Source organism: Amedibacillus sp. YH-ame6 (assembly GCF_053848845.1).
Map to the genome: position 1 here is coordinate 109,873 of NZ_JBSPEZ010000005.1, position 26,842 is coordinate 136,714.

General features: G+C 32.8%; 27 protein-coding genes. All 27 read right to left on the reverse strand.

Translation table 11 applies throughout. The features are described from left to right. Positions 1-277 precede the first annotated feature (277 nt). Positions 278-2,629 carry a YecA family protein gene (locus tag ACWG0P_RS05685; RefSeq protein WP_455800896.1) on the reverse strand — a complete coding sequence of 784 codons (2,352 nt, stop codon included), beginning with the start codon at positions 2,627-2,629 and terminating at the stop codon, positions 278-280. Positions 2,630-2,709: 80 nt separating this feature from the next. Then, a complete protein-coding gene (locus ACWG0P_RS05690) occupies positions 2,710-3,111 on the reverse strand; it encodes a ribbon-helix-helix protein, CopG family (RefSeq protein ID WP_455800897.1) in 402 nt (133 codons plus the stop codon). A gap of 221 nt (positions 3,112-3,332) precedes the next feature. After that, complete coding sequence (locus ACWG0P_RS05695; RefSeq protein ID WP_455800898.1) at positions 3,333-3,515, reverse strand: hypothetical protein; 183 nt, start codon at positions 3,513-3,515, stop codon at positions 3,333-3,335. A 153-nt stretch (positions 3,516-3,668) separates the two neighbouring features. Next, positions 3,669-3,875 (reverse strand): hypothetical protein, encoded by a 207-nt coding sequence (locus tag ACWG0P_RS05700; protein ID WP_455800899.1) that lies wholly within the window; start codon positions 3,873-3,875, stop codon positions 3,669-3,671. Positions 3,876-3,921: 46 nt separating this feature from the next. Further along, on the reverse strand, positions 3,922-5,157 hold the full coding sequence (locus ACWG0P_RS05705; RefSeq protein WP_455800900.1) for a ComF family protein: 1,236 nt from the start codon (positions 5,155-5,157) through the stop codon (positions 3,922-3,924). Continuing rightward, positions 5,141-6,319 (reverse strand): DNA-protecting protein DprA, encoded by a 1,179-nt coding sequence (locus tag ACWG0P_RS05710; RefSeq protein WP_455800901.1) that lies wholly within the window; start codon positions 6,317-6,319, stop codon positions 5,141-5,143. The genes ACWG0P_RS05705 and ACWG0P_RS05710 overlap by 17 nt, the downstream gene beginning before the upstream one ends. Before the next feature lie 162 nt (positions 6,320-6,481). Further along, positions 6,482-7,330, reverse strand: a complete 849-nt coding sequence (locus tag ACWG0P_RS05715) for a Fic family protein (RefSeq protein WP_455800902.1) — start codon at positions 7,328-7,330, stop codon at positions 6,482-6,484. 65 nt (positions 7,331-7,395) lie between these two features. Continuing rightward, positions 7,396-7,596 carry a hypothetical protein gene (locus tag ACWG0P_RS05720; RefSeq protein WP_455800903.1) on the reverse strand — a complete coding sequence of 67 codons (201 nt, stop codon included), beginning with the start codon at positions 7,594-7,596 and terminating at the stop codon, positions 7,396-7,398. Next, complete coding sequence (locus ACWG0P_RS05725) at positions 7,583-8,179, reverse strand: DUF3846 domain-containing protein (protein WP_455800904.1); 597 nt, start codon at positions 8,177-8,179, stop codon at positions 7,583-7,585. Before ACWG0P_RS05725 ends, ACWG0P_RS05720 begins: the two co-directional genes overlap by 14 nt. A gap of 2 nt (positions 8,180-8,181) precedes the next feature. After that, positions 8,182-9,456, reverse strand: a complete 1,275-nt coding sequence (gene dcm, locus ACWG0P_RS05730; protein ID WP_455800905.1) for a DNA (cytosine-5-)-methyltransferase — start codon at positions 9,454-9,456, stop codon at positions 8,182-8,184. A 282-nt stretch (positions 9,457-9,738) separates the two neighbouring features. Beyond that, entirely contained in the window at positions 9,739-10,185 is a 447-nt protein-coding gene (locus ACWG0P_RS05735) for a hypothetical protein (protein WP_455800906.1), read from the reverse strand. A gap of 4 nt (positions 10,186-10,189) precedes the next feature. Continuing rightward, positions 10,190-11,332, reverse strand: a complete 1,143-nt coding sequence (locus ACWG0P_RS05740; RefSeq protein ID WP_455800907.1) for a C40 family peptidase — start codon at positions 11,330-11,332, stop codon at positions 10,190-10,192. A 2-nt stretch (positions 11,333-11,334) separates the two neighbouring features. Beyond that, the gene (locus tag ACWG0P_RS05745; RefSeq protein ID WP_455800908.1) at positions 11,335-13,173 is read right to left on the reverse strand and encodes a VirB4 family type IV secretion system protein; all 1,839 of its coding nucleotides are present in this window, start codon (positions 13,171-13,173) and stop codon (positions 11,335-11,337) included. Continuing rightward, a complete protein-coding gene (locus ACWG0P_RS05750) occupies positions 13,160-13,741 on the reverse strand; it encodes a hypothetical protein (protein WP_455800909.1) in 582 nt (193 codons plus the stop codon). Before ACWG0P_RS05750 ends, ACWG0P_RS05745 begins: the two co-directional genes overlap by 14 nt. Beyond that, entirely contained in the window at positions 13,738-14,046 is a 309-nt protein-coding gene (locus tag ACWG0P_RS05755) for a hypothetical protein (RefSeq protein WP_455800910.1), read from the reverse strand. The genes ACWG0P_RS05750 and ACWG0P_RS05755 overlap by 4 nt, the downstream gene beginning before the upstream one ends. 18 nt (positions 14,047-14,064) lie before the next feature. Next, entirely contained in the window at positions 14,065-14,673 is a 609-nt protein-coding gene (locus ACWG0P_RS05760; protein WP_455800911.1) for a hypothetical protein, read from the reverse strand. Between the two features lie 27 nt (positions 14,674-14,700). After that, positions 14,701-15,609, reverse strand: coding sequence for a hypothetical protein (locus ACWG0P_RS05765; protein ID WP_455800912.1), 909 nt, complete (start codon positions 15,607-15,609; stop codon positions 14,701-14,703). A gap of 110 nt (positions 15,610-15,719) precedes the next feature. Then, positions 15,720-16,049 carry a hypothetical protein gene (locus tag ACWG0P_RS05770; RefSeq protein WP_455800913.1) on the reverse strand — a complete coding sequence of 110 codons (330 nt, stop codon included), beginning with the start codon at positions 16,047-16,049 and terminating at the stop codon, positions 15,720-15,722. 1 nt (position 16,050) lies between these two features. Beyond that, complete coding sequence (locus tag ACWG0P_RS05775; protein ID WP_455800914.1) at positions 16,051-16,905, reverse strand: conjugal transfer protein TrbL family protein; 855 nt, start codon at positions 16,903-16,905, stop codon at positions 16,051-16,053. Positions 16,906-16,920: 15 nt separating this feature from the next. Beyond that, positions 16,921-17,262, reverse strand: a complete 342-nt coding sequence (locus ACWG0P_RS05780) for a DUF3852 domain-containing protein (protein WP_455800915.1) — start codon at positions 17,260-17,262, stop codon at positions 16,921-16,923. After that, complete coding sequence (locus tag ACWG0P_RS05785) at positions 17,255-17,563, reverse strand: AbrB/MazE/SpoVT family DNA-binding domain-containing protein (RefSeq protein ID WP_455800916.1); 309 nt, start codon at positions 17,561-17,563, stop codon at positions 17,255-17,257. The genes ACWG0P_RS05780 and ACWG0P_RS05785 overlap by 8 nt, the downstream gene beginning before the upstream one ends. Further along, positions 17,532-17,948 (reverse strand): hypothetical protein, encoded by a 417-nt coding sequence (locus ACWG0P_RS05790; RefSeq protein ID WP_455800917.1) that lies wholly within the window; start codon positions 17,946-17,948, stop codon positions 17,532-17,534. The genes ACWG0P_RS05785 and ACWG0P_RS05790 overlap by 32 nt, the downstream gene beginning before the upstream one ends. Beyond that, positions 17,932-18,870, reverse strand: a complete 939-nt coding sequence (locus ACWG0P_RS05795) for a DNA adenine methylase (RefSeq protein WP_455800918.1) — start codon at positions 18,868-18,870, stop codon at positions 17,932-17,934. The genes ACWG0P_RS05790 and ACWG0P_RS05795 overlap by 17 nt, the downstream gene beginning before the upstream one ends. 47 nt (positions 18,871-18,917) lie before the next feature. Further along, the gene (locus ACWG0P_RS05800) at positions 18,918-22,478 is read right to left on the reverse strand and encodes a SpaA isopeptide-forming pilin-related protein (RefSeq protein WP_455800919.1); all 3,561 of its coding nucleotides are present in this window, start codon (positions 22,476-22,478) and stop codon (positions 18,918-18,920) included. Between the two features lie 193 nt (positions 22,479-22,671). Beyond that, positions 22,672-23,367, reverse strand: a complete 696-nt coding sequence (locus ACWG0P_RS05805) for a CAP domain-containing protein (RefSeq protein WP_455800920.1) — start codon at positions 23,365-23,367, stop codon at positions 22,672-22,674. Positions 23,368-23,588: 221 nt separating this feature from the next. Further along, on the reverse strand, positions 23,589-24,575 hold the full coding sequence (locus ACWG0P_RS05810; protein WP_455800921.1) for a hypothetical protein: 987 nt from the start codon (positions 24,573-24,575) through the stop codon (positions 23,589-23,591). A gap of 345 nt (positions 24,576-24,920) precedes the next feature. Beyond that, positions 24,921-26,405 carry a lysine--tRNA ligase gene (lysS, locus tag ACWG0P_RS05815; protein ID WP_455800922.1) on the reverse strand — a complete coding sequence of 495 codons (1,485 nt, stop codon included), beginning with the start codon at positions 26,403-26,405 and terminating at the stop codon, positions 24,921-24,923. Positions 26,406-26,842 lie beyond the last annotated feature (437 nt).

A 26,842-nucleotide genomic window follows, 5' to 3' on the forward strand; every position in this document is an offset into this window, starting at 1 on the left:
TGTTTTATAATACCATTTTTTTATAAAATTTCAAGTGCTATTTTATATTCCTATTTTATGCACCCTTTTTACACTTATATTATAGCACATTCTTTTTTTGTTGCAAACGTAAATAATTTATTCTGTACTCTTTTTATTAGTCAAAACTGTATCTCAAAATTTAGGAGCGTTATAAATATAACTAGAATTTTTATTTATTAGTAAGCACTTTTTCTAAACGGTTTTCATTATTTGTGAGACTCCCATCTATATACCAATTAACCTAAAAAAATTTATACTATTTTAAATTTTTACGACAACAACGTTTATATTTTTTTCCACTTCCACAAGGACAAGGATCATTAGAATGTATTCTCTCTTTAACCTTAATAAAGTTTGGATTGTTATGAATTGCCATTTCAACAATCGGATCATTTACCAACACATAGTCTTCTCGATAAATATGGTGATCTTTCTCATCAAAGCAAGGCATCGGATAAGTTTGCTTTTCAAGCCCTCCAAAAAACGGACGTGTAGAAACAGGATTCATCAAATACTCCTGTAACTCCTCTCCATTAGGATACCCTTTTTCCCATATACTATCTGATTTCTTTTTAATTGAACAGCCCATTTTTTGTTCAATTATATCAAAATAGGGGGATGTAAAATATTTTAGGTATGTTGAATCATCCGTTATAAAAACACCATCCTTTTTGTTAGGTGTAAAATCAAATGCATCACTACAAGCTATTAAAATTATATGGTCATCATCATATGGTTGTTCTGGTAAATCAATTGACACTTTCTCTGCAAACTTTATCCAATCTTCCTTTACCGATTTAGCACGTCGTTTTAATTGTTTTATTGCTTTCTCCACATTTCCTTCCCTAGTATCTAAATCACTTATATCATAAGATGTCATTATTGCCTTTAATTCGATTAGTATAAGATAGTCTCCAAGTACAGAAATCACATCAAACTCAATATCTTTGCCATCAAATGCTTCATACTCTACACTGTTGGTATTCAATTTAAAATTAGGAATTTTTTTATATGTATTATCATCACTACTCTTCTTATGCCCTCTTTTAAGTTTTCCAATGAATTCTTTTTCAAAATCTTTCCCTACTTTACTAACACTTTTCTCATTACGAATAAATTGACGTTCAATAAATCTATCTAAATTTACCTGATCTATTAAAAACGGACAAAAGACTACTTGAGTCTTGCTAGCCTTTATTAATGGCTGAGCAAATATATCATCTGCTTTATTATCTTTTTCATGAAATATAAAACAATTAATTAATTTTTTAGCATAATCTTTTTTGAAATTATAGAGTCTTGACAATTCATCCGAAAAATACTCAATATCCACTACGCTTATTTCTTTTATAATTGTATTTTCATCTTTTTTATCTACTAAACTTTCATATGCAAAATATAAAACTTCTGAGATTGTAAACAAATATTTATATGTGGATATTAAATCTTTTATTTTAATCCCATTCACACTATTTTCTAAATAAAATTTTTTTATTAGTAATTCTACAACATTAACTTTTAATTCTACAACTTTTTCTGCTTCTTTAAATTTTTTTACATCAATATGAAGTACATTAAAATCAAAAATTTTACTTTCTTCTCTCTGAAGTTTTATAAGTTTTGATGCAATTTCTTTCACAGCTTTATTGCCCTGAAAACTTTGAAATTGGCTATAAGTATTTATCATCGCCATTCTTCTAAATTGATATTCTCTACGTAGCACACCTATTCTTCTTGCTTTATACTTTTCTTCGTTTTCAACAGAGAAAAAATAATATGGATCTTCACTTGGTCCAGTTCCGCCAAAACATAAGGTACCATATCGGTAATCTTCTTCTAACCGACATAAGTAATACCTTTGAAAAGCAACGTTCAAATAAAGCTCAAAATCTACATCATTATAGGGATGAATTAATTCATAGTTAATATTTTGAATCTTATCTTCAAATTTTCCTCGGTTTTTATAATATAAATATCTTACTATTTGATTAATGCTTTCCATTCTCGACTCAAAACTATCCATAATAGAAACTTTTAAACCATCAAAGTAATCAACTGGATTCTCTGTAATGGAAAATTCCATCCCAGTAATATAACCTTTTCCTTTTTTTGACTCTAGTTGCTGTTTTACAAGTCTTGTTTGATCTTGTTGAAAAACCAATATATTTAATAATTGCTCAATAAAGGGAATATGACTAGTAGTATTACTTTCCAATCTTTTTGTGTTTAACTTCTTCATTTCATATAACAAATTAGTATAAATTAGTGCTCCATAAATATCTTTAATCAACCTATCATCTATGTGCAAGCTTTCAGAAAAAATATTTAGTGTATCTATATTAGGATTATTAATGTTTTCTATTAATTCTAATAAACAATGTAAAATTTTGCAGGTCTTTCTGTATTCTTTATCGCTATAATTCATACCTAATGGATTACGTATAATATTTAATTTAAATAAAATATGTTTAAAACCATGATTATATTTACCACTTTCAGTAATTTCAGAATTATAAGTTAACATTAACCATGCTAAATCCGCAAAGCATTTTTCTATATTATTTTCTTTATGCGCATCTTTGATTCTATTTATGATTTCTTCCTTCACATAAACTCCTCCTCCATTGCAAGGAACATCTTAGTTACTTATGGATACATTATAATATTAATTAAACTATTTTAAAACATTTATGTGTTTTGATATTTATAAACATCATCAAAGTTAACTTTCCCTAATGTACCTTTTACATCCTTTATACATTTTACCCTTAGCTTCCGTAGTGTTTGTTCGTCAATCTCTGCGGTAGCTGACAGTACATTCATCATCATCGCAAGTTCAACTGCATTCTTAAATAGCACTCTTGATACTCTATCTTCTGATATTTTTACTATACCACTTAATAATGAGGATAATGCTACTGGTAAATATTCGTTCTCTTGTGTTGATCTTACATATCCATCATAAAATATCAATGCTTTTTCTATTAATTCACTTCTACTTTTACAATTGTTTTTGATTACCATATCATCTAATGCTTCCATTGTAGCAGGTGTTAACCATATAGTAGTTCTTTGTTTATTTTCTGCCATATCTCACTCCTTCATTTCCTAAAAAATATGCAAAGCGTCGTTTCTGACCACCTTGCATATCTTGTATTTACTAGTGTTTCTTTTAGTTTTCATTCATTTCAACGCCGAACATAGCACCATGCCATATATTCCGACCACCTTCATGAGCCCTTGAAATCCTTTAAACAGTTGGCATTGCCCGCTGATGTATTGTGTATCGGCGTGATTTTGACGCCGATACTTTAACCTGCACACCCAACTTTAATGCGAAAAACGATAATATTCTTACTTCTATCTCTATTCAAACCACCATACTTCTTTGCATTTGAGCTACAAACCGCCACACGTTGTTTATTTAACTCAATAGGTAATCTTGTTCCAGTTTCTATAAACAATTGCACACGAGGCGAACAAATCGTTAACATGGGAAAATGTTTGTACTCTAAAAGAAAAAGTCACAATAAGTGACTCCTTCCCAAAGTTTTTCAAGAAAGATTGTATATCTAAATATACAATCCTATGCGCAGGCATCAGCTCTAGTTTGTTTTATTCGCGGACAACAGTCCTAATACTATCTATTAACATAGTTCCATAGAATGAACAATACGCTTTGCTAACCATCGCACTCCTTTATGAGCTAATGGACTGTCATCTGAAAAATCTGTTAAACGCAGTTTTTTATCTGCGATACTATTCGCTTCTTTTTCAGAAATTTTACCACTAGAGAAATTGATTAAAGCTTGTATAAAATTTCTTCTAAAAATATCATTTCTTGTTTTATTCATCGACGTTCAACTCCTTTCTTTCTTTAGAAAAATAACATTCATATCATTAATATATATCATCAAGATCGACAATATCTATTTGTTCAAACTTATTAATTAATTTGATTTCTTGTAAGCCATCTTTGCAATTTAAAAGAGTATGTAGTTTCCTATCTTGATAATTCACACATCCAAAAAAGATTGAATTATCATTTTTATTTATTCTCAAACGCAACTCTCCACCACAGAGTTTACACCTTGGATGCTTATAGACAAGCGATGTACTTTGTATCATTTGATTAACCGCTATTAATATTGCAGTTACTTGTCTTGCTCCATTTTCATATAATGTTCTTGCTATTTCCTCCATTGTTGATCCTGTTGAATACACATCATCAAGAATAACAACATGCTTATCTTTAACATCAACAAGCACTTTATAAGCACCTTTAACAACTTCTCTTCGGTTGTATAAATCATTTCCTTTTTGTGAAAAGTCTTCAGTACATTCTATAATATTTTGCAGTTCTATTCCTTTTTTATAGGATAAGGGCAGTTTCAATGAGGCAAACCTATCAAATCTTTCCTCTTCAAAATCTTTTGGTTTTGGTGGAGAATAACAAAGATAATCTATTTCTTCATTACGATTCACAAAATTAATAACACTATCAAAGTAACTATCAATCACTGATATATATCTTTGTTTGAAGTTTCTAATCAGATTTGATAATGGATCATCAATATAAAACGCTCTTCCAGGAGGATAATATCGTCCTCCAAGAAGCAGTCTTATTTGTTTCTCATCTCCATTTAATAAAGTAATGTTTTTCTTGCTTTGAATCAAAGATTTCCTTTTTATAGCACCTCCACTCGCAAATACTTCAGCTGAATAACCAACATTTTTTTGTTTTAAAATGTTAGAAAGTTTATCAAAAGTTTGATTTGTAAAGTCTGGTGTATACTTAAAAACATTCTCCTGCAATTCGCCAATAAATATTGTCCCAATATGATTTTGTATCATTTCTTTTATAAATAGATTACTATTACTTATGGCAATTAAAGAATACGATTCAAGAGCATACTCTTTCATTATGTAAATTAAAAGAGAAGTAATATCACTATATTCTAAACAATCTGTTTGCTCATTATATTCAACATCAAAGGCAAAAGGCTCATTTATTACCTTCAAAATCTTGGCATTTGGTACCTCACTATGGTAGTCAAATGATAAATAGTCATCATCAAGAGAGTCAACATCCAACAGGATTGCTTGAACATCATTTGCATCAGTCCATTTCCACATCAGTAATTTCCTCCATGTCTTCTGAACTGAAAATATCATTTAACATTTCAACTTCATTGAGCGTCGCCAATGCATCTTTTAAAGTCTCAAATACTTTCGCTCCTTTTGTAACGTATTTTTTAGGCCAAGTAATGGCATTATTATCAATTGCAGATTTAGGTATTAAGACTTTTCTTTCTTGTTTTAAAGCATAGTCCGCTTGCTTCAAGGCACCACTTGTTTCTCCTGCTTCCATGATAATGGTTGCCAATGACAATCCACTCATGGTTGCATTTCTAGTTGGAAAATTCCATCTATTGACTTTATTACAGGGAGGAAATTGTGATACAACCAAACCTTTTGTTTCAATTTCAATCTGTAATTCTTTATTTTCTTTTGGGTAATATTGATTAATTGGCGTACCAATAACAGCAATCGTTTTGCCACCACTTTCTAGAGCCGCTGTATGTGTCGCTGTATCTATTCCTTTTGCAAGTCCAGCATTGACTACAATATTTCTCTTTATCAATGACTGTACAATACGCTTTGTCTTTTGCATTGAATCATTAGAAGCGTTCCTACTTCCTACAACACATACTGATTTTTCATTTAACAGCTGTATATCTCCTTTTAAAAATAAATATAAAGGAGCATCTACTGTATTTGCTAATAATTTAGGATAGATTTCATCGCCTTTTTTTATCAAAACAACATCTTCTGTTAACGATTGAAAACTGTCTTTGACAAATACATATTTATCATAAAATTCTTTTTCTGTTATTTTTAAAAGATTTGATAAGATTGGAATATTATTTTTTAATCCTGCACGCATATCAAAATGATTAAAGGTTGTTATATCATCCAAAAATTTCATCGTTTTCTTATCATTATAATTAAAGAATTGTTGTAATGTGAAGTATAAAATCGCATCACGTACATATGCAACATTAATATTAAATGCATTTAAATTATTTACATTTTGATTATTGGATACATTAGAAACAACTCGATTTTCTAAATCACTCTTTAGAAAAAGCATAACTGATTTACTAGATTTAATAGGTGCTATTCTTTTTTCATGTACAAGCTGGTTTAATCGTTGCATTGAAATATTCAAAAATTCTGCTGCTTCACTTGAAGTAAATATATCTTTCATCATTTCAATTACTGTTTGTCTGTCCATCATCGTAACTCCTCTCTATCTATTTATTTTACTATTACTCTTGATGAGTATCAAGAGTAAATTGATAATATATAAATAATTATGAATGAAGTTATTGATAAAAGTCATTAGACATATATACTTTAATCATGATTTTTTACATCTATGTGTTGTTTAGCATTTTTAATAATTATCTCCCTCTAAACATTTACGCAACATCTCTTTGTCATCTTCTGTTAAAGGCATTCCTTCTAATCTCATTGTTGCATTGACTTCTTCAATAATCTTTTCAGTCTTATCTTTCATGATATTTTCCATATATGTTATGCTTTCTTGTACAAATGACAGCTCTTTTTCCAACTTTTTTTCACACTCTTTGAACACATCTTGTAGTTTGGAATACTCTTTTTCTATTTGTGCTTTTTCAATTCCTTTTTTATAGTTGGTTGATAATTCTTCATGTATCAACAATAAATCAACTTGATTTTCAATACATTGCTTAAGCATAATAAGTCTACCTATACGACCGTTGGCATCTTGATAAGGATGAATGTGTTCAAACATTACATGAAATTCTATGATTTCCTTTAACCCTTTATTTAATACTTCCCACCATTTTAGTAACTTTTCAATTTTATACTCTACTTCTTTTGGTTCTATCAGTACCACTTTTGAACCGAAAATTTGATTAGGGATCTTTTTCCAACAACCTACTAACCCTCGTCTTTGATCTTTTGTTTTATCTTTTATAATACTATGAAATGTTAATAACATTTCTTTTGACAATGGCTTGTCTAGTGTTTCTATTACATAATCAAATAATTCAAGAGAATTTACAGTTTCATAAATATCATCTAGTTTATGTATCCCTGCTACTATCTGTTCAAACATAAGGAGTTCTAAATTCTCTTTTGTAAAATTACTGCCCTCAATAACATTGGAATGATATAAGAGCCAAAACTTTAACACGTTATATGCTGAATTTGGTGCGCATTTCAAATCTTTTATTACATCAACACTAACAATCATCATTTCACTCCTCCCCTTTTTTATCACAGTATATCACATATCTACAAAAGTCCTAGGAGAACCCATTTTTACTGTTCAGATTCTAGTTCTTCGATAAACGCTCTTACGTCTGTCTTTACATTCCTCTTATATAACTGATCTAGCATACCTAATAATTCATCCTCCAGATTTTTATTCTTTTTTGCAAGTACAGAGCAAAGGGCTCTCGCCCTTTCACTCGAATACTTCAATTTAATCTCAATCATTTTCCCCAATTTACATTCCTCCATATATTTTCATATGCATACTGTTTTGCATTTCTTCTTGTGTATATTGTTCTATTTCTTCAAACTGTTCCATGTAAGTATCAATTTGTTCATCCGTCAATGAAACAAGATACTCCGATCCATCATCACCTGCAATAAAAAAAGTTCCAGCTATTATGTCAGAACCAATTTTTCTATTTGCTTCTAGATCTCGTAGTTTTCCTTCTTCATTACAGATAGCAACTGCATCATTAGCAAGATATATTTCTTCAATATATCCTCCAACAATTTCTTGTTGTGCTTCAAGTGTATTCTTGATAATTTCTACCCTTGGTGCTTGATTAGGTTCTACAATGATGACTCTCATTTCTTCTGGTCTTTGTCCTGGACGTTGAACTAATGCAAACTGATCTTCTTCTGGTACAAGCGCTAAGCCTCTTCCATTATCCCAATGCATATGTATTTGTCCAGCATCATCTACATGATCAACTGTTCCATATGTTCCAGGAGGTACTGCTTGAGGATCTTCCATATTTATTAAACGTATTCGAGTCCCTTTTGGGTACTCTTGTTTTATGTTATTCACTTTTTTCTCTGATAAAAACATTTCTATTCCTCCATTTCGTTTTCATCTTTAATAAAAAACTGTTTAAAGATTGCCTCTAAAACATCCACAACGATACTGTTTCCTGCTTGCTTATAAAGTTGTGTTTTACTGCACACTTTCTCTGCTTTATAAAATGATTCATCATCAAAACCCATCAGTCTCCAACATTCATGTGGTGTTAATTTTCGTATATAAAAGGCATTCTTAAATTTCTTTTCTGTTGCGCCAAGAACAACCGCAACATCATGGCAACTTGTCTTCAAGGTTTGAATCATATCCTTTTGAACAACTCCTCTTTTTTGATGAGGACGGTCAATATAGATTCCATCTCCATCACTTGCAACAGTAAAGCCTTGCTTTGTGTTCTCTGGAATAAATAGACCTTCTATTAACATCTTTACCCCTTCTCCATGATTCGCTGTTAAGGTAGGAGCGACATCACCATGATAAACATTTCCATTCATACCTCTTCCACTAGGATTTACATTTCCTATGATCATGGTTGTTTTCGTCGTTAAGGTATGACAGATATAATCCACATTCATGAATCGCTTTCCTTGATCATATTTACTGCGTAGCACTCTTTGTAATTGCTCTTCAGTTAGATAATAACTACTATCAACTTCATCCTCTAACAAATCTTTCAATTTATGTTGCAGTTGTATTGGTTGTGGGAATTTATAATACTTTTCTCCCTGAATAGATACCATGTATGCTCTATTCCTTGTTTGAGGTACACCATAATTTTTTGAATTTAAACATTCAATATAGTTGTTATAGCCTAATTCTTCCAGTGTCTTTAGCCACAATTGGAACTCTTTAATGTTTTTCTTGCCAATGACATCTGGTACATTTTCCATAAGTAAAATTTGCGGTAAATGAATACAATCTTTGAGAATTCTTTCAACTTCCCATAGTAATCCAGATCTTGTTCCACTTCCTTTTTTCATTCCTCTCCCTTTTCCTGCTTTGGATAAATCTTGACATGGAAAAGAATAGGTCATGATGTACTCATATGTATCTAACTCTACAATATCTAAATCTTGCGCATTTACTTTTGTGATATCGCTGACTTGAAATTGTGTATGATGGATAGCATTATAACTATCCATTGCATACTTATCGATTTCTACAACTCGATGGTGTGAGAAGTTCACACCTAACTTCTTTAAGGCTTGCGCCTGTGCACCGATTCCTGCAAATAACTCGATTAGCCTAATTGGCTTGGTTATTCTGTAAGGTTCCTGTGTTAATTCAAATAAATTTAATTGCTCCATTGATTGTTAACGAATCAATGCATGCATCCTTTAACTAGTATTATATCTTTCCTTTCTTTTGATTATTAAGTCTATTTATATAACTTAACCTTTGTTAACAACCCTCTCCAGTAAAGAAATAAAGTATATCGTTCTAGCATTTATTTGAAACTCATATTTACCTAATTACATTTGTGGATGATTCAGCCTTTGTTCCCTGCATTTCTAACAATAATGGCATACCATATTTGTCCAAGTTCACTAGATGATACAATCACTTTTTGTGACATTTTTCCATCTCCTTTATTGCATCATTTCCATAGCCTGATCTTCTATGATTTCTTCTTCGCAACCTTCATGTAACTGTCTATTCTGTTCTACTATTTCCTGTCCAAACACCTCCTTCATAAACTTTGTGACTTTGGGAAGAGGTTCAGGAAAATCTCCATCCTTCTCTCGCATTTCCTGAAACTTACCTGCAATGTAATTGATATTATTTATCATTTCTGTTGATGATCTCATATCAAATGACATATCTGGCCATATACGATCAATAAACGTTCCACGTGTATTTAATAGAATATCCGTATCTTCTACACGCAAGATTTCAACATTTCCATATAGACCTACATTTTGAATAAAGTTATTGATATCCTTAAAATATAAGCGGCATCCATGATCATAATCACCTACCACACACCCTACATAATTTGTTCGTAAATATTTATCTACCCAATCTGAATGTTCCATATTATTACCTTCCTTTCATAAAATTTAAGCGACAATATAAATTCCAATAACTCACTGTATTCATTGCTACATTAACATCTGCTGCATTTTCATGAATCCATACTGCTTCACCTTTTTCATTCTTTCCTGCATAGATGCCTACGTGGGTAGAGACACCATTCTCCATTAAGAACGCAAGATCTCCTACTTGTAGTTCCTCTTTTGAGATTTCATAGGACTGTGCAATTTGACCAGTTGTATTTGTATTGCCAAGATTGTTTCCCATGACTGTCCAATATACCCAATCAACAAAATGACTACAATCCATTCCTTTTAGGATTCTTCCATGTTCATCAGGTGAGGTAACAATTCCAAAATCATTGCCTTTGTATCCAGGTACACTTGCTGCACCACCCCAGTAATAAGGAATTTTACCTACAGCATCTGCTGCCTGAATAACTAGATTCTTTCTGACTTCAGTTGTATCTTTTGGAAGATTCTTGATTAGCTTATCAATCTCTTCTTTACTTAATGTAGTGACTGGCTTATTGGTTGTACCTCCCATCAATGCACTATATACACTTTCCATATTACCTTTGACATCATCTTTTAATGTGATGGAAAATATGGAATCTATCTGTGCAAATATTTTAGTTGTATCCATTAATGAACTGCGTTCAACTGTGGACTCTTCTTCCTTTGGCTGTTCACTCTCTTCCTTATTTGATGCCACTTCATCCTTTTCCTCTGTAAAACAAAGAACCCACGAATTTGCTTTTGCTTGATCTAATGCGAAGGACTGATCTGTCAACATAAGCCCAATATAAAATCCTTTGACAAGGTGATTATCCAATAGACTTCCATCGGCCAATGTTTTATTTACCTCTTCAATTTCTAAGTTAATGAGTTTTATTCCTGCCTCAATATCTCTAACTTGTTTCTGTTGATTAGCATCCATATCCACCGTCGATACTGGATTTCCATTGTATAAATCTTGAATAAGATTATGGTTGAAGTTAATACCGTCTGAGAAAATACCACCAATTAAAAAAATAAAGGCTATAACAGGAGAAAGAAGAACAATCAATATCTTCTTTCCTAAATTCCTTGTTCTTTTATCTTTTAATAGACGTAATGCTTGTATTGCTTTTAATGCAGTTGCCCACATAGTTAACGCCCACCTTGTTTTCCAAACAATTTCTCTTTATACTCTGGTGCATGTACTGCGAGATTGTATCTCTCATTCCCACACTTATATAAACACACCCCACGCTGAGGATATTTGATGAGTTCATACTCACTCTCTTCCAACTGCAAGGTATCAATATAGAATTTGCTATCTGTATTCCCTGCATTAAACAAGAAGGCATGAGCTGGAATGGAGAACAATGGTTTTGTAAGTTCCTTAATTCCTTCGATTGCAAAGTCTTCAAGATTCTGGCTGGCTAATATAACTGCACTTTCTTTTTTACGTACTCGCTTCATGAAGTTTCGTATATACTCTACTGCAGTCATGTTCGTTAAGAATAAATAAAGCTCATCAATAGATGCAATCGTATATCCTTTTGTTAATAGTTCATTGGACATGTAAGATAGAATATTAAACAATAGCGCATTTCTCAATGATTTATTTGCCTGTAATAATCCTTTAACTCCAAACGTCAAACACTTATTAGATACTACATTTGTCTTTCCATTAAAAAACTTGCTGTCACTTCCTAAACAAATAGAATGCAGTAACAGCAAGACTTCACGTAGTGTCTCTCTTTTAAAGATGCGATTTCCATCGTCTTGAAAGTGTTTATATTCCTCATCAATATAATGATATAAATCTTCTAATATTGGAAAATCATCATGCGAAAGTAAAGTGATATCTGTATCTTCTGAGATATCATATTGATCATATAATTTGATTAACATGATTTCTAATGTATCCAACTGCTCATCTGTAAAATCTTTGTATGTCTTGAAGAAGTCTTTTAAAAATGAAATATGTTGTGACAATATGGTGGATTGTTTAAAGGCTATTGGAATACTGTCATCTTCATCATCTTCAATATCATCGTCTGTTGACCATTGCTTAGGTTCAAGGACATTGATGATGTACCTACCTGACATCATGTCAATAAACGTACCTCCCAAGTTATGAGTCAATTCTCCGTACTCATGCTCGGGATCCATGGTCAACAAATTGTATCCTTGCTCTCGCAGATTACAGAGAATAAGTTTTAGAAGATACGACTTCCCTTGCCCTGAATTTCCAAGTATTAAGATATTTGCATTTGTTTTATCATCTGATCTTCGATTGAAATCTACTATGATATTCGAACCAAACTTATCCGCTCCTAGATAAATACCTTGTGGATCCGTCTTTCCTGAGTAATTAAAGGGAAATAAATTAGCCACACTCGTTGCTGGAAGTACACGTTCAAATTGATCTTTGAACAAATCTTTCCCACTTGGCATCACTGCATAAAATCCATCTTTTTGTCTAAGGATCAAGCGATCAACATTGAGTTTACTTCTGACTAGTTCAGTGAGTGTTTCTGTTTGAAGAAGTTTCAACGCCTCAAAATCATCCGCCGTCAATTCTAAATACACTGCACAATGAATCAGTGGTTCTCTAGAGCGGTGCATATTGGCGATCAAAGCTACAACATCTTGTAAATTACTTTGTGCAGTAATCGATTCTTGTAGATCTTGTGTATTACCTTGCTTCATTCGATTCTTGTTTGCAGCATTTCCAATGATTTTCTTTTCTTCTGCTGGTGTCACTTGTCTTGCATACACATGCAATGTGATTCCATCCTTCTCTCCAAGATAGCGAAGGAGTGCTTGTTCTTCTGTGGCGGTTGGATATTCTCTTAACGCCCACACACAACGATATGTATTCCCACAAATGTAATACTCACTAAAAAATCGTATAACAGAAGGGGAAATCATATCAAGAAAATCTTGAACTCTTACTTCTTCTTCATTTACTTCTGGTTTCTTCTTAAATAGTTTCATCATCATACCACCTCTCTCCATCGATATCTTCAAAGTGATCTGTTGTGACATTTTGTTCAAAGTAAACTGCTAACATACTTTTTAAATCATTTTTCTTTGCTCGTTTAACCGATAAGTTTTGTAGCTTGATTAGTTTTTCAATTCGATGGATTAGTTGCATGATTTCCACCTGATCATTAGGCTTGATACGAACAGCCAATAAAAAAAGACGAGCAGTGGCTGTCTGGATCTGAATCTTATCTAAATGTAGTAAGTCCCTTTCTAAGAGCATCACAATTTTTTGATTCTCCTCTTCCTCAATTCTTTTTCTGAGAAACAGTTTGTTTTCTTGAAAATTATCTCTACTGTTTAAACAGATCATTTCTAAATCTGCTAGCCCTTTTAATACATTGGTTAATGCAAATATCTTACTACCAATATTTTCATGACTCATTACAGAGAGGTTTTGAGGTTGAATCATAAAAAAGACAACCTCATCTCCACCATACTGTTGTAAGCTGTAGTCTGTGATTGTCTTGGTATTCACCAATTCTCTGGTTGATTGTTTTTTCTTCTTTCTTTTCTTCATTCACTTCCTCCTTTCCTGTCAGCTATTATTATTTCTTTTTCCTCTTTGGTATATTTCCACCAACACGTTTGCTGACTTAAAATAAAAAAAGCACAGGCATATTTGATAAAATCAAAAATACTTGTGCCTTGAAAACGTATGGTTAAAAAGGCATAACAGGCGACAACTGCAATCGGCAGAAAAAAGTTTGCCTGTGTAATTGCTATGACTGAAAAGATAGCACCTACTCCTATAATTCCGATATCATTTAGATACCAGAGCCATAGTGTTGGCTTTTCTTTCAGGTTATCTGGATACATATACATATTTTATTATCTCCTATACTAGTTACATTGTTTCGCTGCTTCATTAGACAATTTACATTGAATTTCAGAATTATACTTAATAATTCTATATGTTCCTTTATTTAAATCCATAAAATACAAATAACTAGGAACCCGCACGATCAATGCTTTAAAATGTGTTTCATATTTATTTTGTATTCTCATTGCTTCTTCTAATCCTAAATTTAGCATTTTTTTATCTGCAAATATCCAATCGCTAATAAAGATATACATATTATCAAGAATGTGATAATCTCCAGAATTCAGTTTCTCTAGTTTACCACGAAATGAATTGGAAATATTGATAAAATCATCATTCATTACTGGATGTGACAGTATCCCACCTTTTAATACACCTCCATATTCTTCGATTTTCTTAATTGCTTTTTTTTCACTCTTTAACTTATTAGTGCCAATTTTCGAATAAAGACTATCCATTTCTAAGTTTTTATGATTTATAGCAATTGTCACCTCTACACCTACATCATCACCAATTAAATCTGGCTTGTCTTTTATCTCCAAATTCTTAAATAGATCAGGAAAAAAATATTCTAACTCAAGCTTAGCCAAATATTCATCATAGCGCGTTTCTTTACTGTTACTTCCCATGGTATATCCTCCAGTTAGAATGCTTTATTATAAAACAAAAATTTGTGTCTTTATATTTATATAACTACTAAAATTTAAGTACCTCGTTTCATTTTTGTTTCCTTCTTTACTCACATGATGACTGCAACCATAAATAACAACTCTTTTCCCTTTCAAAGTACTCGCATATTTGAATACCTCTTTATTCTTAGTTGCTGCAGAAAAAGAATAGTACAGACCCTCTTCTACTTTTAAAGAGTAAAACTTAATATAGAAAGTTTCTCCAATTTGAACCGCTTCTTTAATTTCGCCCTCAAAACAAATAGGATGATAGACTTTAGTAGCTTTTAACATTTCATAAATATGTTTGTATGATTTCAAATCATAATCCATATAAAAGTTTTTCCATTTAATAACATCATACTTTTTATGATATTCATTGTAAAATTGTAATTTAACTAAATCTCTAAGCTCTTTCTCTTTTTCAATAGCATCCCTTAATTTAACAATTCTTCTAATCGTTGATAGATATGCTGGTTTATCGCCATTTTTAATATATTTCTTAGTTGATTTTTCATTAACCTTAATATCATTAAGGTCTGCGATGTGCTTATTATCTTTCTTCTCCATGCTATCTGTAATTATATGTAGTCTAGCAATATAAGCATCTTCTTGCTTTGTCATCAAATTGCTATCAGCTACATCTGCAAAAATCTCTTTAATGGCATTAGATGTAATGTATTTGCAATTATCCACATGAATTGATTGCTCATTCTTCAATCTGAAATAAGGACGCACAACAACATCTCTATCTTTCAAACTTCTTATACTTCCACTTACATAAGATATAGGTGTTCCACAGTAATAACAATACAAATCATTTTTCATATAGTCTTTGCAATTATTTACATCTATTTTTTCACCATTAAATCTCGCATACCTCATTTTAATGCCCATAAAAATCACTCCTTCGTATATTTTCATTATATCAAAGAAAAATATATATACCAAAAATTTAAAGATATTTAAAAATATTTAAGAAGTAATTCAAAGATTTCTTATGACAATTAATCCATATATAGTAATTCCTTTAATAGATTGTATTGCTTTTTCAATTGCTTTGATGGGTATTTCCGCTTCCTCTGATAATTATAATCTTTAAACAGTGGGTATAACTGCCTAGCTTTATGGTGTGCTAACCCTCGATCATACAAATCTGGATAAAATTTATCTATAAAGATTCCTACTGTATTCAGCACCAATTCACCTTTCTTTTGATCATATAGTTCAATATTTCCAAATTGACCAAAATGGGTTATAAATGTGCAAAGTTCGATATCTTCTAATTCTATTGAAAAGTGAATGTTGTCTATATATGCTTTATATCGTTTTTCCATATTACTTCACCGCTCCTGCCACTGTCCTTGTAATAGACATCGCGGCTTGCGCTGCATATATAGTGGACATAACGTTAGCTTTTGTGGATGTATCTAATCCAAACTGTCCAGCAATTCTTGGTATCTCGCTTGCTGATAAGATGAGCCCAATACCAAGTAGGCAATTTTCTCTCATGACTCCTAATCCAGCAATCAATATCACCGCTTGTAAAAAAGCAGTGAGGCATATGCCAATGATTTGCTTACACCATTGAATAAACCCATCCGTATATCCTCTTGGAACAGAAAACATATAAAGAGATCCTACTGCAATTGTTATGAGCAGAATCCCTCCACGTTTCAAATTCGCAAAGAATATTTTTATGACTGCATATCCCATGGCAATTAATATAAAAATTGCCATGATAGCACCTATTTTCATATCTGCTACAAATCCCATTGAAAGCTTTGCAGTTTCACCTATGGAACTTGTACCTACAATGGTAGACATTCCTGTAGTCAGTTGTACTTGCAATGTTATGCAAAACTGATACAGATTGATTGGTACAATCGTAAAGAGGGATACAGCCATAAATCCCTTTATAAGATTCAAGGCTGTATCTTTCATGCTTCCTCTTCCATTTTGATATTCGATCGCACATTCAAATGCGGCAACTACAATACCTACTGCAAATAGCGCCCATCCAAACAATCGCATAATTTCAACAATAGCTTTTACCCAATCATAATTGAAAATCTCTGCTCCCATATTACCCATGAGACCAAAGAACTCACCTAATGCTTCTATGATTTTTTCATAGATCCAATCGATGATTCCTCCCAGTACTTTATCTGCGACAAAGTTCCATAAGAACATCCTAACACCTACTCACTAGAGAATGCTCCAGATGTATGTAGGCGCGGTCAGTGTAAAACAAAGACAGGCAAACAAAATAGCAGGAGCCGCCCATTCAAACTGTCCTTGCTTCCTATAATCAAAATACGCAGTTCCTAACTTAATAAAAAAGAAAACCGCTAATACAAGGTCGATGACTGGGAATACGACATTGTTAACAACGTTCTTGATTTGCGTTTCTGCACTATTCCAAGCCTTTTCAATAACACCTGAAACATCAGCTGCATAACATGGCTTTGTCATAATGATAAATAAAAAGGTGATAAACATAATTATGAATACCACCTTGACTCTCTTATTGTTCAATACTCTACTCACTATACTCCTCCGTTCTTTCTGCAATCTCTACCATCTTTTTCGCAAGCACAAGAAGTGTTTTTTTATCTAATTTCTTTGCGGATGATATAACTGTGTTTTTTAATGACTCTTTGGAGTCATCATTGAGTTTTACAATATCTAGTTTTGATATCAAGATACCGTTTCGGGTATGCATGATTTCTACAACATCGCCTTTATGTATATCCACCTTTTCTCTCATTTCTTGAGGAATTGAAAGCCTTCCTTGACGATCCACAATCTTGTAAATACTAGTCTTCGATTTTCTCGAGCACATTTTCATTCAACCTCTCCACGATATCCTCTGCCAATATGTCAAGACTTACTCCTTGTTCTATCATAGCTTCTATTAATTCTGGTGGAAAACCACTTATTATGTTGTTTGCACTTGTGAGGATAATCTCTTCATCATTGATTAAAAGGTGAACATTTTCTTCATCTAGTCCAACCTTCTTCAAAAAGTGCATAGGGATACAGTAGTATCCTTCCTGTAGTTCTTGATCTTCATTTATTGCTGTCTCTATGGTAAAACAGCGTTTTCCTAATGATCCTTCACTGTGTTTTAATTCAATCACATCACCTGTTTTTATACCTAGTTCCTCTACTGTGCTTTGATCTAGGATGATATTATTTCCTTTTTGTAGCACTACTTCAATCGTCTTCTTCATTTTCTTCTCCTTCATCATTATCAAATAAATTTAATTGCTTACGCATTCCACGTCCTAATGAAGTATCATAATTTGAAATCAATACTTCTGGAAACTCTGCTTCATTGTTATAACGAAGTGCCATATTGTTTACTCTTGTACAACTCTCAATATAAAAGTTTTTATAGAGTTCTCTTATAAACTCACAATCGTTATATGACAATAAGAACTTTCCTTGAATGTTTGCCAAGCAATCACGTAATCGAGTGTGATCTTCTTTTGTAAACATTACCTCATACATACCTTCCGTTTCGTAATAAGGTGGATCACAATAAAAAAAGGCATTGGGTCTATCGTATTGACAGATCAATGCCTCAAAATCTTTATTCTCTACAATGGTATTCGCTAGTCGATCGCTAACATCCCATACAGTAGAAAATGCTTTTCTAACATCGTATGGTCGACACCCAAATGTCTTACATCCTGACCCATACGAATAACGAATTAGCTTAAAAAAAGCGACCGCTAATTGTATATCCTGATTAACAATCCGCTCTTTTTTCATTAACTCTACGATTTCCTCTGCTTGTAACTCCGTGAAGTATACCTTTACCTTTTGAATTTCATCCTCGATATATTTATCATCCACCCTTTGTTTAGAAATAATATCCTTATAGAGATTAAATATATATCTACCATTCTCTGGCAGATAACCAAGTTCTTGAATAAAGGCTAAAGGCTGTTCACGCAATACAGAAAACATATTGGTTAGGTTGTTGTTGAAATCATTGTACACCTCAAATCTGTCTGGTGTCTTTCCAAACAACACCCAACCACCTCCTCCAAACACTTCAATATAGCGATCATAATTCTCTGGAAAACGTGCATAAATGAGTTCTCGTAATGCCTTCTTTCCACCTACCCAACTGATTATACTATTCAAATACTTCTCACCTCCTTTGATCAGTATCTTTATACTTTTTAATTATCTTAATTCTTTTTTGATTTACGATACAAGACGAAGGCTGCAATCCCCGCACCTAAACATACTGCAATAATTGGTAATAACATCGTTTGATCTCCTGTATGCACAGTTTCAATTGGTTTACGTTTATCTTTCATAACGACCTTTTGAACTTCTGCTGTTTCCTTAACTGTAAATGCTACTGTTTCTGCAATTTCAAAACCTTTTGGTGCTTCTACTTCTTTCAAGAAATAATGTCCTGCTGGTAATCGATCTATCATGGTCTTTTGTCCATCAGTAATCCATTCACGAACAACCTCATTCTTCGCATTTAGAATTTGAAGCTTTGCGCCTGATAACTCATAACCTGTAGTTAAATCCTGCTTAGATATTTCAACTTTGATGATATCATCCTTCATTGTTATCTTTTGGATTTCTTCTGTATCTTGAACTGTGAATGTAATACTTTCTGCTTTGACATATCCTAAAGGGGCAGTATCCTCAATCAATGTATATTTCTTTCCTACCTCTAAGCCACGCATAATATGAGACTCTTCACTAGATGTCCAAGTTTCAATAACATTTCCTTCACTATCCTGTAGTGTCATGGATGCTCCTGCAAGCTCTTTGCCATTTGTAATATCTACTTTAAATAACTCCACTGTAGTTTTCACATTGGTTAGAATCAACGTCCTTGCATAAATTGTGCGTTGACTTCCATCATAGCTAAGATCAATATCATATATAGTCTTATCTGTTACATGGGAATTTAACGCTTTTACTTCTTTCAATTCATATTTACCAAGTGGTAAATCGCTAATATGGATTTCTCCTGCTTCATTGGTCATATATAACCCTTTTTCTGAGATATCTTTACTTACCGTATCGCCTTTGGCATAAAGCAATGTGTTTCTTCCATCCAAAGAATAAATATCTTCTGAGGCTGTTAACTGATAAATAACACCACTTAGTGCTTCTCCTGTTGTTTTATCAGTTTTCATTAGATGAATTTCGCCTATTGGCGCAATATTTGTATAATCAACAGCGATTTCATAATGTTTAGTAAAATCATCTTTCTTTTCAAAAATGACATCTTCTATTTTTTCTGATAATACATACGATTCATTTGTTAGCGTTTCTTTCAGTTGGTATTCTCCCATAAATAAATCATTGATGATGATTTCTCCAGTTGCACTTGTCTTCCCGTTACATACAACATCACCAGCTTTATATTGAATAGTACCATCAATAGAACTTACAATATCTTTCTTTGCGACCAATTCATATTCAACATCTTCTAGTGGATTAGCTGTTTCTTTGTCTGTTTTATGAATAATAAGACTTCCCATCGGTTGTCTGTTCTTCACTTTTACAGTAATCATTGGCTCTTGATCTTCATCCATATCCATATCATAGATATTCTTAATTGTAAATTTCACAGGTGCCTCTAGTTCCAAGAAGCCCGATGGAGTTTTAATTTCTTCAATTGTATAATTTCCAGCATACAGTTTTAATGGAAGAGTCGTTTCTCCTTCTTTACCAAAGATAGAAACGATGTGATTCTTACTGTTGGTTGTGAATGTGTCAATTTTAACACCACCTACCTTTTGAACAATATAGTTCCCTTTTTCATCTTTAATTTTAAAACTAGCCGAATTCAAAGTAACAGTTTTACCTGAATCATAATCAACTTTTACCAGTTTTACTTGTGCTGATAATGGTGCATTATTAACATTGATTTTACGAACTTGTTCATCACTAGGATAGAATGTATAGTTCTTATCTATTGTCACAGTAAAATCTGGTGCAGGAGTATGATCTGCTGGTGTCTTTGTTTCTTTGACTTGATAGACTCCATAAGGAAGATACTTAGTTGTTGCATTTCCCTTTTTGCCTATCGTAATGACATCATAAACTTTCGCTGCATTCCACCCTAGTTTATCTACATCACTTTTCAATTTAAAAGTGAACTCAACACCTTGTAATCCTTCATAGACTCCCGATGATCCAAAGTCTTCACCACTTTTGAATATCTGAATCTTTTGCATATTCAACTTATCAGAAGTTGTTTTATTGACTGTTGTTTTCGTTACTGTCTGTCCTGCATAATCAACTGAGACATCAATAATATTTTGATTCAATTGTAAGGAATTATTGGTATCGATTTCTTGAATGTAATACTTCCCTAATGGAAGGTTATCCCAAGATACTTCACCATTCTTATCAGTTGTTTTATAGGCAACGATTTGGTCTTTTTCATAATACTTGATCGTACCTGCAACATTCATAACCTTTTCTTTTGCGATCAATGCATACTGATTTCCATCAAGCGTTGCATCTCCTGTCATTCCACCTACTAGTGATGTATCAAAAGCCTTCTTTAATATAACCTTTCCCTTTTGATCTTCATTTTGAATAGTTGTAGATGCAGTGACTAATGAAGTTACTTGATCCTTGTACAAAAGTTCTGCATAGAATGTGTATGTATTCAACACATATCCATCAGGTACTTGTGTTTCTGTAATCTTATATTTTCCTAGTGGTAATTTAGGGGTAGTTGCCTCTCCAGAGCTGTTGGTTGTAATTGTTGTAACCAATTGTTCTTTTGAATAGAATACTTTTGAACCAGCCTTATTTCTAATGGTTTCATTTGCATATACATTGAAAGTTGTATTTGCGACACGATCTCCATTCATATTAGTCTTAATGACTTTAATTTCTCCGCTAGGTTCTTTATTTGTGACAACGACTACATTGGCTTCTGCTTTCACACCTGCTTCAATCTTGAATGTACGAACAGTAGTATCTAATAAATACCCTTCTTTTGTGGATACTTCTTGATATGAATAGGTTCCTACTTGTGGTTTTAAGCCAAGCTCGTCTGTATCCCATACCCCTACACTATTTGTGGTGATATTTCTAACTGTGCCATTTGGATATGTAACTCTAAATGTGACTCCTGCTAATGGATTTCCAAATTCATCCGTTTTCAATAAACGAACGCCTCCATCTTCAGGAAACACTCTAAATGCACGATACGTAATGATGCTTGATCCATGCTTATTTCCTAGTGCATCTGCATTACTAATCATAACTTGTTGTTGTGGACCTGATGGCATTTCTGCTGCACAATGAATGACTTTTCCATCACCCATGTAAATTCCCATATGAATAGGTTCACCTGTACTATCATAATACAATATAATATCCCCTACTTTTGTATTAGCTGGGTTAGCCTCATTTGTACTATAAGTGTAACTTGTGACTCCTAAGCCATCCAAATAGGACTCAATAGAGTTGGTTGTGAAACGGTCTGCATTAAATTTCAAACCCACTTGTTTGAAAACATAACTTGCAAATCCTGAACAATCAAATGAATTTGGACCTGCAGCACCCCATACATAAGGTTTTCCTAGATGTTTCTTTGCTTCATTGATGACTTCACTTGCCTTATTGACTTCAAAGTATACTTTTTCTTCTGCTGCATGAACTGTTGATATTGTATTAAACGTTGATGTGAATACCATCATAATAGTCGCACAAGTAATAATTCCTTTTCTAATACATCTTTTTATTTTCTCTTTCATAAGTTTCCTCCTATAAATAAAAAAAGAGCACAGATATATGTAAATAACTGTGCTCGATAAATCGTATTCAATTTTATAAATTAGGGCATAAAGCCCTAAAAGAATCCAACCTTATAATAGTTCATAATATCTCATCCTTTCTATTCTAGAGTATAAAAAAAACAACCCACAATTGAGTTGTCTAATTATTCGTTTACCATTGACATTGAAATACTGAATAATAATATCCATTATAGTAATATATTCCCACCGCAGCTTCGGTATTGTTGCATAAGAGTATTTCATTATGTGCTGGTGAGTTCTTCCATGCATTAAATGGATCATCATAGTTTGTTATACACTCAGCTGCTCCTCCACTATGCCATAAGGCTTCTCTTGTCGCCATCGCAAGTGCATGAGCATCACTTTGGCTTTTTAAAAGAGATGAGTAAGCAAATGGTTCTTTCCCATTCTGTTGACGATATGCATTGATTTGTGCAAAAACTTGATCCGCCTTTGCTTGTTGATTAATAGGCGGTGCTGGAGTTTCTACTGGAGGTGTTGGTTTTTCTTCCTTAGGTGGTGTAGGTGTTACGGGCTTCTCTTGTGAAGTATTGTTGCGTCCTCCACTTGAAGATCCACCAGAGTTTTGATTTGAGTTATTATCCTTTGGCTTTGTTGTCTCATCAGTCTTAGCCTCAGTGCCTCCATCATTAGCACCATTATCCTTCTTTTCTTCATCTGTTGTGCTAGGAGTATCTTTCTCTCCATCTTTTTTGTTATTGTCCACATCATCCAACATCTGCGTTATCAAATTGCTATTTGCACCTACTTTATCTTCCTCTTTTTCTTTGGATGAACATCCAACTATCATTGTAGCAAGTAATACTAAACACAGTAACTTCTTCATATCTCACCCCTCCTCCTATTGTCATTATAAAATATTATTTTGATAAAGTCTATTCTTGAATATAAAGCAAAATATAGTTAAAGTATAAAATACAATTGCCTTAATTCAATAACTGTTATACTGTTCAATTCATGAAAATAACTGCAAAGTGCTATTAAACTTTCTTCATTAAATTTGTTCTCTTCATGAAGATAGTAAAGAAAGCTATTATTTGTTGCATCTTATTGCATAGTATTCCATAATTTTTTTACTTTTTTATATGTTACAGGTTTCTTGATGTGATGTGATAATTCACACCTATCCGTGTCATTAAAATAATAATATACAACTGACGTAATTTTTGAGTTGTTATTTATGAGCATAAATAGATGTTCATCATTTGTTGGTGATAATCCTAATATCTCCAACTGTCCACTGATGGATTCGAACAAATCCTCCTTGCGTTTTGTATCCGGTTCAATTAATCCTCCATATTTGTCCAGCCATGACCAACTCATAATTTCATCACCGTAAATGTGTTCATAATTTGGGATTTTATTATGTATTAACAAATCACATTCAGTTTTATGTTTATTGTAATATAAACTTGTAACATCATATTCTGGTGCCAGCTTTTCAAATTCTCCATGAAGATGGAACACTTTATCCGAATTACCCAATATATTTTCTAAATTAGAATCGTAATTTGTCGTAAAGATGTTGTCAAATCTATCGATATATCTATTCATTCCTGGATAGAAATTTTTGAAAACGTCATTGATAGCCCCCTCATTATAAATTCCATCGACTAGCACTTGTCGAAAATATGTAAACAAAGTTTTTCTATATACTTCGCTTTGCTTCTCACCATCCTCAGCCCTATATTGATTATTGAATATCTCAAATGCCAAAAAATAATCCTCTAAAAAAACAGATGTAATAGTACTATTAACTGGATATGTTCTTGAAATCCTATCCAATTCCATAAGCATAAATAAACCATCTGCATTATCTCTATGTTTACCATCTTTAATTTGATTAATTATATCTACCATACCTTGCATAAAACCAAGTTGTTCATCTGGTGACAGGGAATTATCAATTAAAGCTGTATATTTTCCTGCCTTAATGTTTTTGACTACTCTATTCATTATTGCAGAACTCGAATATACATCAACACCTCCAAATTGAATATTAATACCATTTCCAACCAATAAATTTCGTTCCATCGTTTCCCCTCCTCATTCTGTCTAGATTTAATTTGTCATATATGCAGTTATACCGAAAGATCTCATCAAAGTCTAATTTCCCTAGTCCTATAAATTGAAATTTGTCCTCTTCTATTAGTTATCTTATCACATCAATACTTGTGCCACAAATTAAAAAAGACCAATTATTAAATCTAATAACTGATCTTTCTCACGGCATTTTCACGGAAAATTCACGACATTTTCATCAATTTATGGCAAAATCAATGATATTTATCTACTTCCTGTATACATGTTGTATACGGAAATAACGCCCTATTCATCGCGCTTTTTCGCTTATATGATACTTATATGAAACTGTACAAACTATTTTTGTAATCGCATATGTGGAAAGAGTAAAACTTCCCTGATAGTTTCAGAATTGGTCAACAACATCACAAGACGATCAATTCCTAGCCCTACTCCACCTGTTGGAGGAAGTCCATATTCTAATGCCTCTACATAGTCAACATCCATTTCATTTGCTTCATCATCTCCAAGATCACGCAATTTCAATTGGTTCTCAAAACGTTCTCTTTGATCAATTGGATCATTTAACTCAGAGAATGCATTCGCGTATTCTTTTCCATCAATGAATAATTCATAACGATCCGCAAATCTTGAATCATCCATATTTTTCTTAGCTAATGGAGAAATTTCAACAGGATGTCCATATACATAGGTAGGTTGAATCAATGTTTCTTCTACATACTTTTCGAAGAATAGATTGATAATATGTCCAATACTGTTATGTTTCTTTTCTACTTCGATATTGTGTTCTTTTGCTAAAGCACATGCATCCTCATAGCTCATTTTTTTCCAGAAATCAACGCCACTAGTTTCTTTAATGGCATCTACCATATGTACTCTTTTGAATGGAGCTTTTAATGAAATCACTTTATCTTTCCATTCAATTTCAGTTGTACCGCATACTTTTTCTGCGACATTGCTCAACAAACCTTCTACAAGATCCATCATGCCATTTAAATCAGAGTATGCTAAATATGCTTCTACTGTAGTAAATTCAGGATTATGTGTCGCATCCATTCCTTCATTACGGAACAAACGTCCAATTTCATAAACACCTTCTAATCCACCAACAATCAATCTCTTCAATGGTAATTCTGTCGCAATACGTAAGTAAAATGGCATATCCAATGTATTGTGATGTGTAACAAATGGACGTGCAGTTGCTCCACCTAAGATTGGTTGTAATACTGGAGTTTCTACTTCTACCATACCTTGGTTATCCAAGAAATTTTGGATTGCACGAATGATACGAGGACGAGTTAACGCAATTCGTTTGCTGTTGTCATTCATAATCAAATCGACATAACGACGACGATAGCGTTCTTCTACGTCTTGTAAACCATGGAATTTTTCAGGTAATGGGCGAAGTGCTTTCGATAAATGTGTATACACTCCAGCCTTTACAGATAATTCACCATGATCAGTTTTCATGATAGTTCCTTCAATACCTACGATATCTCCGATATCAGATTTCTTAAAGATTTCATATTGTTCTTCACCAATAACATCTTTACGTACATAGATTTGCATACGTCCATCGATATCTTGGATGTGCATGAATCCCGCTTTACCTTGACGACGTTTTGTCATAATACGTCCCGCAATTTTCGCAGTTACGTTCTTTTCTACCAATTCTTCCTTTGTGAAGTCTTCATATTCTGCACGAATTTGTCCAGATTTATGAGTTCTTGCGTATGCTTGACCAAATGGTTCAATTCCCATTTCGCGTAGCTCTTCCATTTTCTGCCGACGTATTGTTTCTTGTTCACTTAGCTTTTCCATAAGTTCCTCCTGTGTATAATAAAAGCTCTCTTCCTCATAGGGACGAGAGCTTGATCGTGGTACCACCCTAATTCACCATATAGTTGCCTATACGGTCTTAGTGACTAATTAAAGTCTATTCGTAACGTGAATAAACGTCCTGTTGGAAGGCTCCAAGTCTTTATTTCTTCCTATACCTCATGGTTCCTTTTCACCAACCGGAACTCTCTAACACATGCTTTATAAAAGTACTTTCTCTTCATTGCCATATCGCTATGATTATATATAGAAAGCACGTATTTGTCAAATAAAACTTAAGTTATGAAAAGATTCACTCTCATTCGAAAATGATAATGTCTCAATGTATCAATATTGAAAATGTCCCAATGTAATTTAATAAAAGTATATAATATCTCCTTAAGGGAGGTCATTATGAGAAAGGTTGAATTAAGAATGAA

Excerpts from the sequence above, each read along its gene's own strand:
- ACWG0P_RS05770 (WP_455800913.1), bottom strand. The coding sequence starts at position 16,049 with ATGGAAAAACGATATAAAGCATATATAGACAACATTCACTTTTCAATA.
- ACWG0P_RS05705 (WP_455800900.1), bottom strand. The coding sequence starts at position 5,157 with ATGTGGAAATGGACTGATGCAAATGATGTTCAAGCAATCCTGTTGGAT.
- ACWG0P_RS05775 (WP_455800914.1), bottom strand. The coding sequence starts at position 16,905 with ATGTTCTTATGGAACTTTGTCGCAGATAAAGTACTGGGAGGAATCATC.
- ACWG0P_RS05740 (WP_455800907.1), bottom strand. The coding sequence starts at position 11,332 with ATGTGGGCAACTGCATTAAAAGCAATACAAGCATTACGTCTATTAAAA.
- ACWG0P_RS05745 (WP_455800908.1), bottom strand. The coding sequence starts at position 13,173 with ATGAAACTATTTAAGAAGAAACCAGAAGTAAATGAAGAAGAAGTAAGA.
- ACWG0P_RS05810 (WP_455800921.1), bottom strand. The coding sequence starts at position 24,575 with ATGGAACGAAATTTATTGGTTGGAAATGGTATTAATATTCAATTTGGA.
- ACWG0P_RS05800 (WP_455800919.1), bottom strand. The coding sequence starts at position 22,478 with ATGAAAGAGAAAATAAAAAGATGTATTAGAAAAGGAATTATTACTTGT.
- ACWG0P_RS05695 (WP_455800898.1), bottom strand. The coding sequence starts at position 3,515 with ATGTTAACGATTTGTTCGCCTCGTGTGCAATTGTTTATAGAAACTGGA.
- ACWG0P_RS05785 (WP_455800916.1), bottom strand. The coding sequence starts at position 17,563 with ATGAAAATGTGCTCGAGAAAATCGAAGACTAGTATTTACAAGATTGTG.
- ACWG0P_RS05720 (WP_455800903.1), bottom strand. The coding sequence starts at position 7,596 with ATGGAGGAATGTAAATTGGGGAAAATGATTGAGATTAAATTGAAGTAT.
- dcm (WP_455800905.1), bottom strand. The coding sequence starts at position 9,456 with ATGGAGCAATTAAATTTATTTGAATTAACACAGGAACCTTACAGAATA.
- ACWG0P_RS05805 (WP_455800920.1), bottom strand. The coding sequence starts at position 23,367 with ATGAAGAAGTTACTGTGTTTAGTATTACTTGCTACAATGATAGTTGGA.
- ACWG0P_RS05755 (WP_455800910.1), bottom strand. The coding sequence starts at position 14,046 with ATGTATATGTATCCAGATAACCTGAAAGAAAAGCCAACACTATGGCTC.
- ACWG0P_RS05790 (WP_455800917.1), bottom strand. The coding sequence starts at position 17,948 with ATGAAGAAGACGATTGAAGTAGTGCTACAAAAAGGAAATAATATCATC.
- ACWG0P_RS05710 (WP_455800901.1), bottom strand. The coding sequence starts at position 6,319 with ATGGACAGACAAACAGTAATTGAAATGATGAAAGATATATTTACTTCA.
- ACWG0P_RS05700 (WP_455800899.1), bottom strand. The coding sequence starts at position 3,875 with ATGAATAAAACAAGAAATGATATTTTTAGAAGAAATTTTATACAAGCT.
- lysS (WP_455800922.1), bottom strand. The coding sequence starts at position 26,405 with ATGGAAAAGCTAAGTGAACAAGAAACAATACGTCGGCAGAAAATGGAA.
- ACWG0P_RS05750 (WP_455800909.1), bottom strand. The coding sequence starts at position 13,741 with ATGAAGAAAAGAAAGAAGAAAAAACAATCAACCAGAGAATTGGTGAAT.
- ACWG0P_RS05725 (WP_455800904.1), bottom strand. The coding sequence starts at position 8,179 with ATGTTTTTATCAGAGAAAAAAGTGAATAACATAAAACAAGAGTACCCA.
- ACWG0P_RS05760 (WP_455800911.1), bottom strand. The coding sequence starts at position 14,673 with ATGGGAAGTAACAGTAAAGAAACGCGCTATGATGAATATTTGGCTAAG.
- ACWG0P_RS05690 (WP_455800897.1), bottom strand. The coding sequence starts at position 3,111 with ATGGCAGAAAATAAACAAAGAACTACTATATGGTTAACACCTGCTACA.
- ACWG0P_RS05765 (WP_455800912.1), bottom strand. The coding sequence starts at position 15,609 with ATGGGCATTAAAATGAGGTATGCGAGATTTAATGGTGAAAAAATAGAT.
- ACWG0P_RS05715 (WP_455800902.1), bottom strand. The coding sequence starts at position 7,330 with ATGATGATTGTTAGTGTTGATGTAATAAAAGATTTGAAATGCGCACCA.
- ACWG0P_RS05735 (WP_455800906.1), bottom strand. The coding sequence starts at position 10,185 with ATGGAACATTCAGATTGGGTAGATAAATATTTACGAACAAATTATGTA.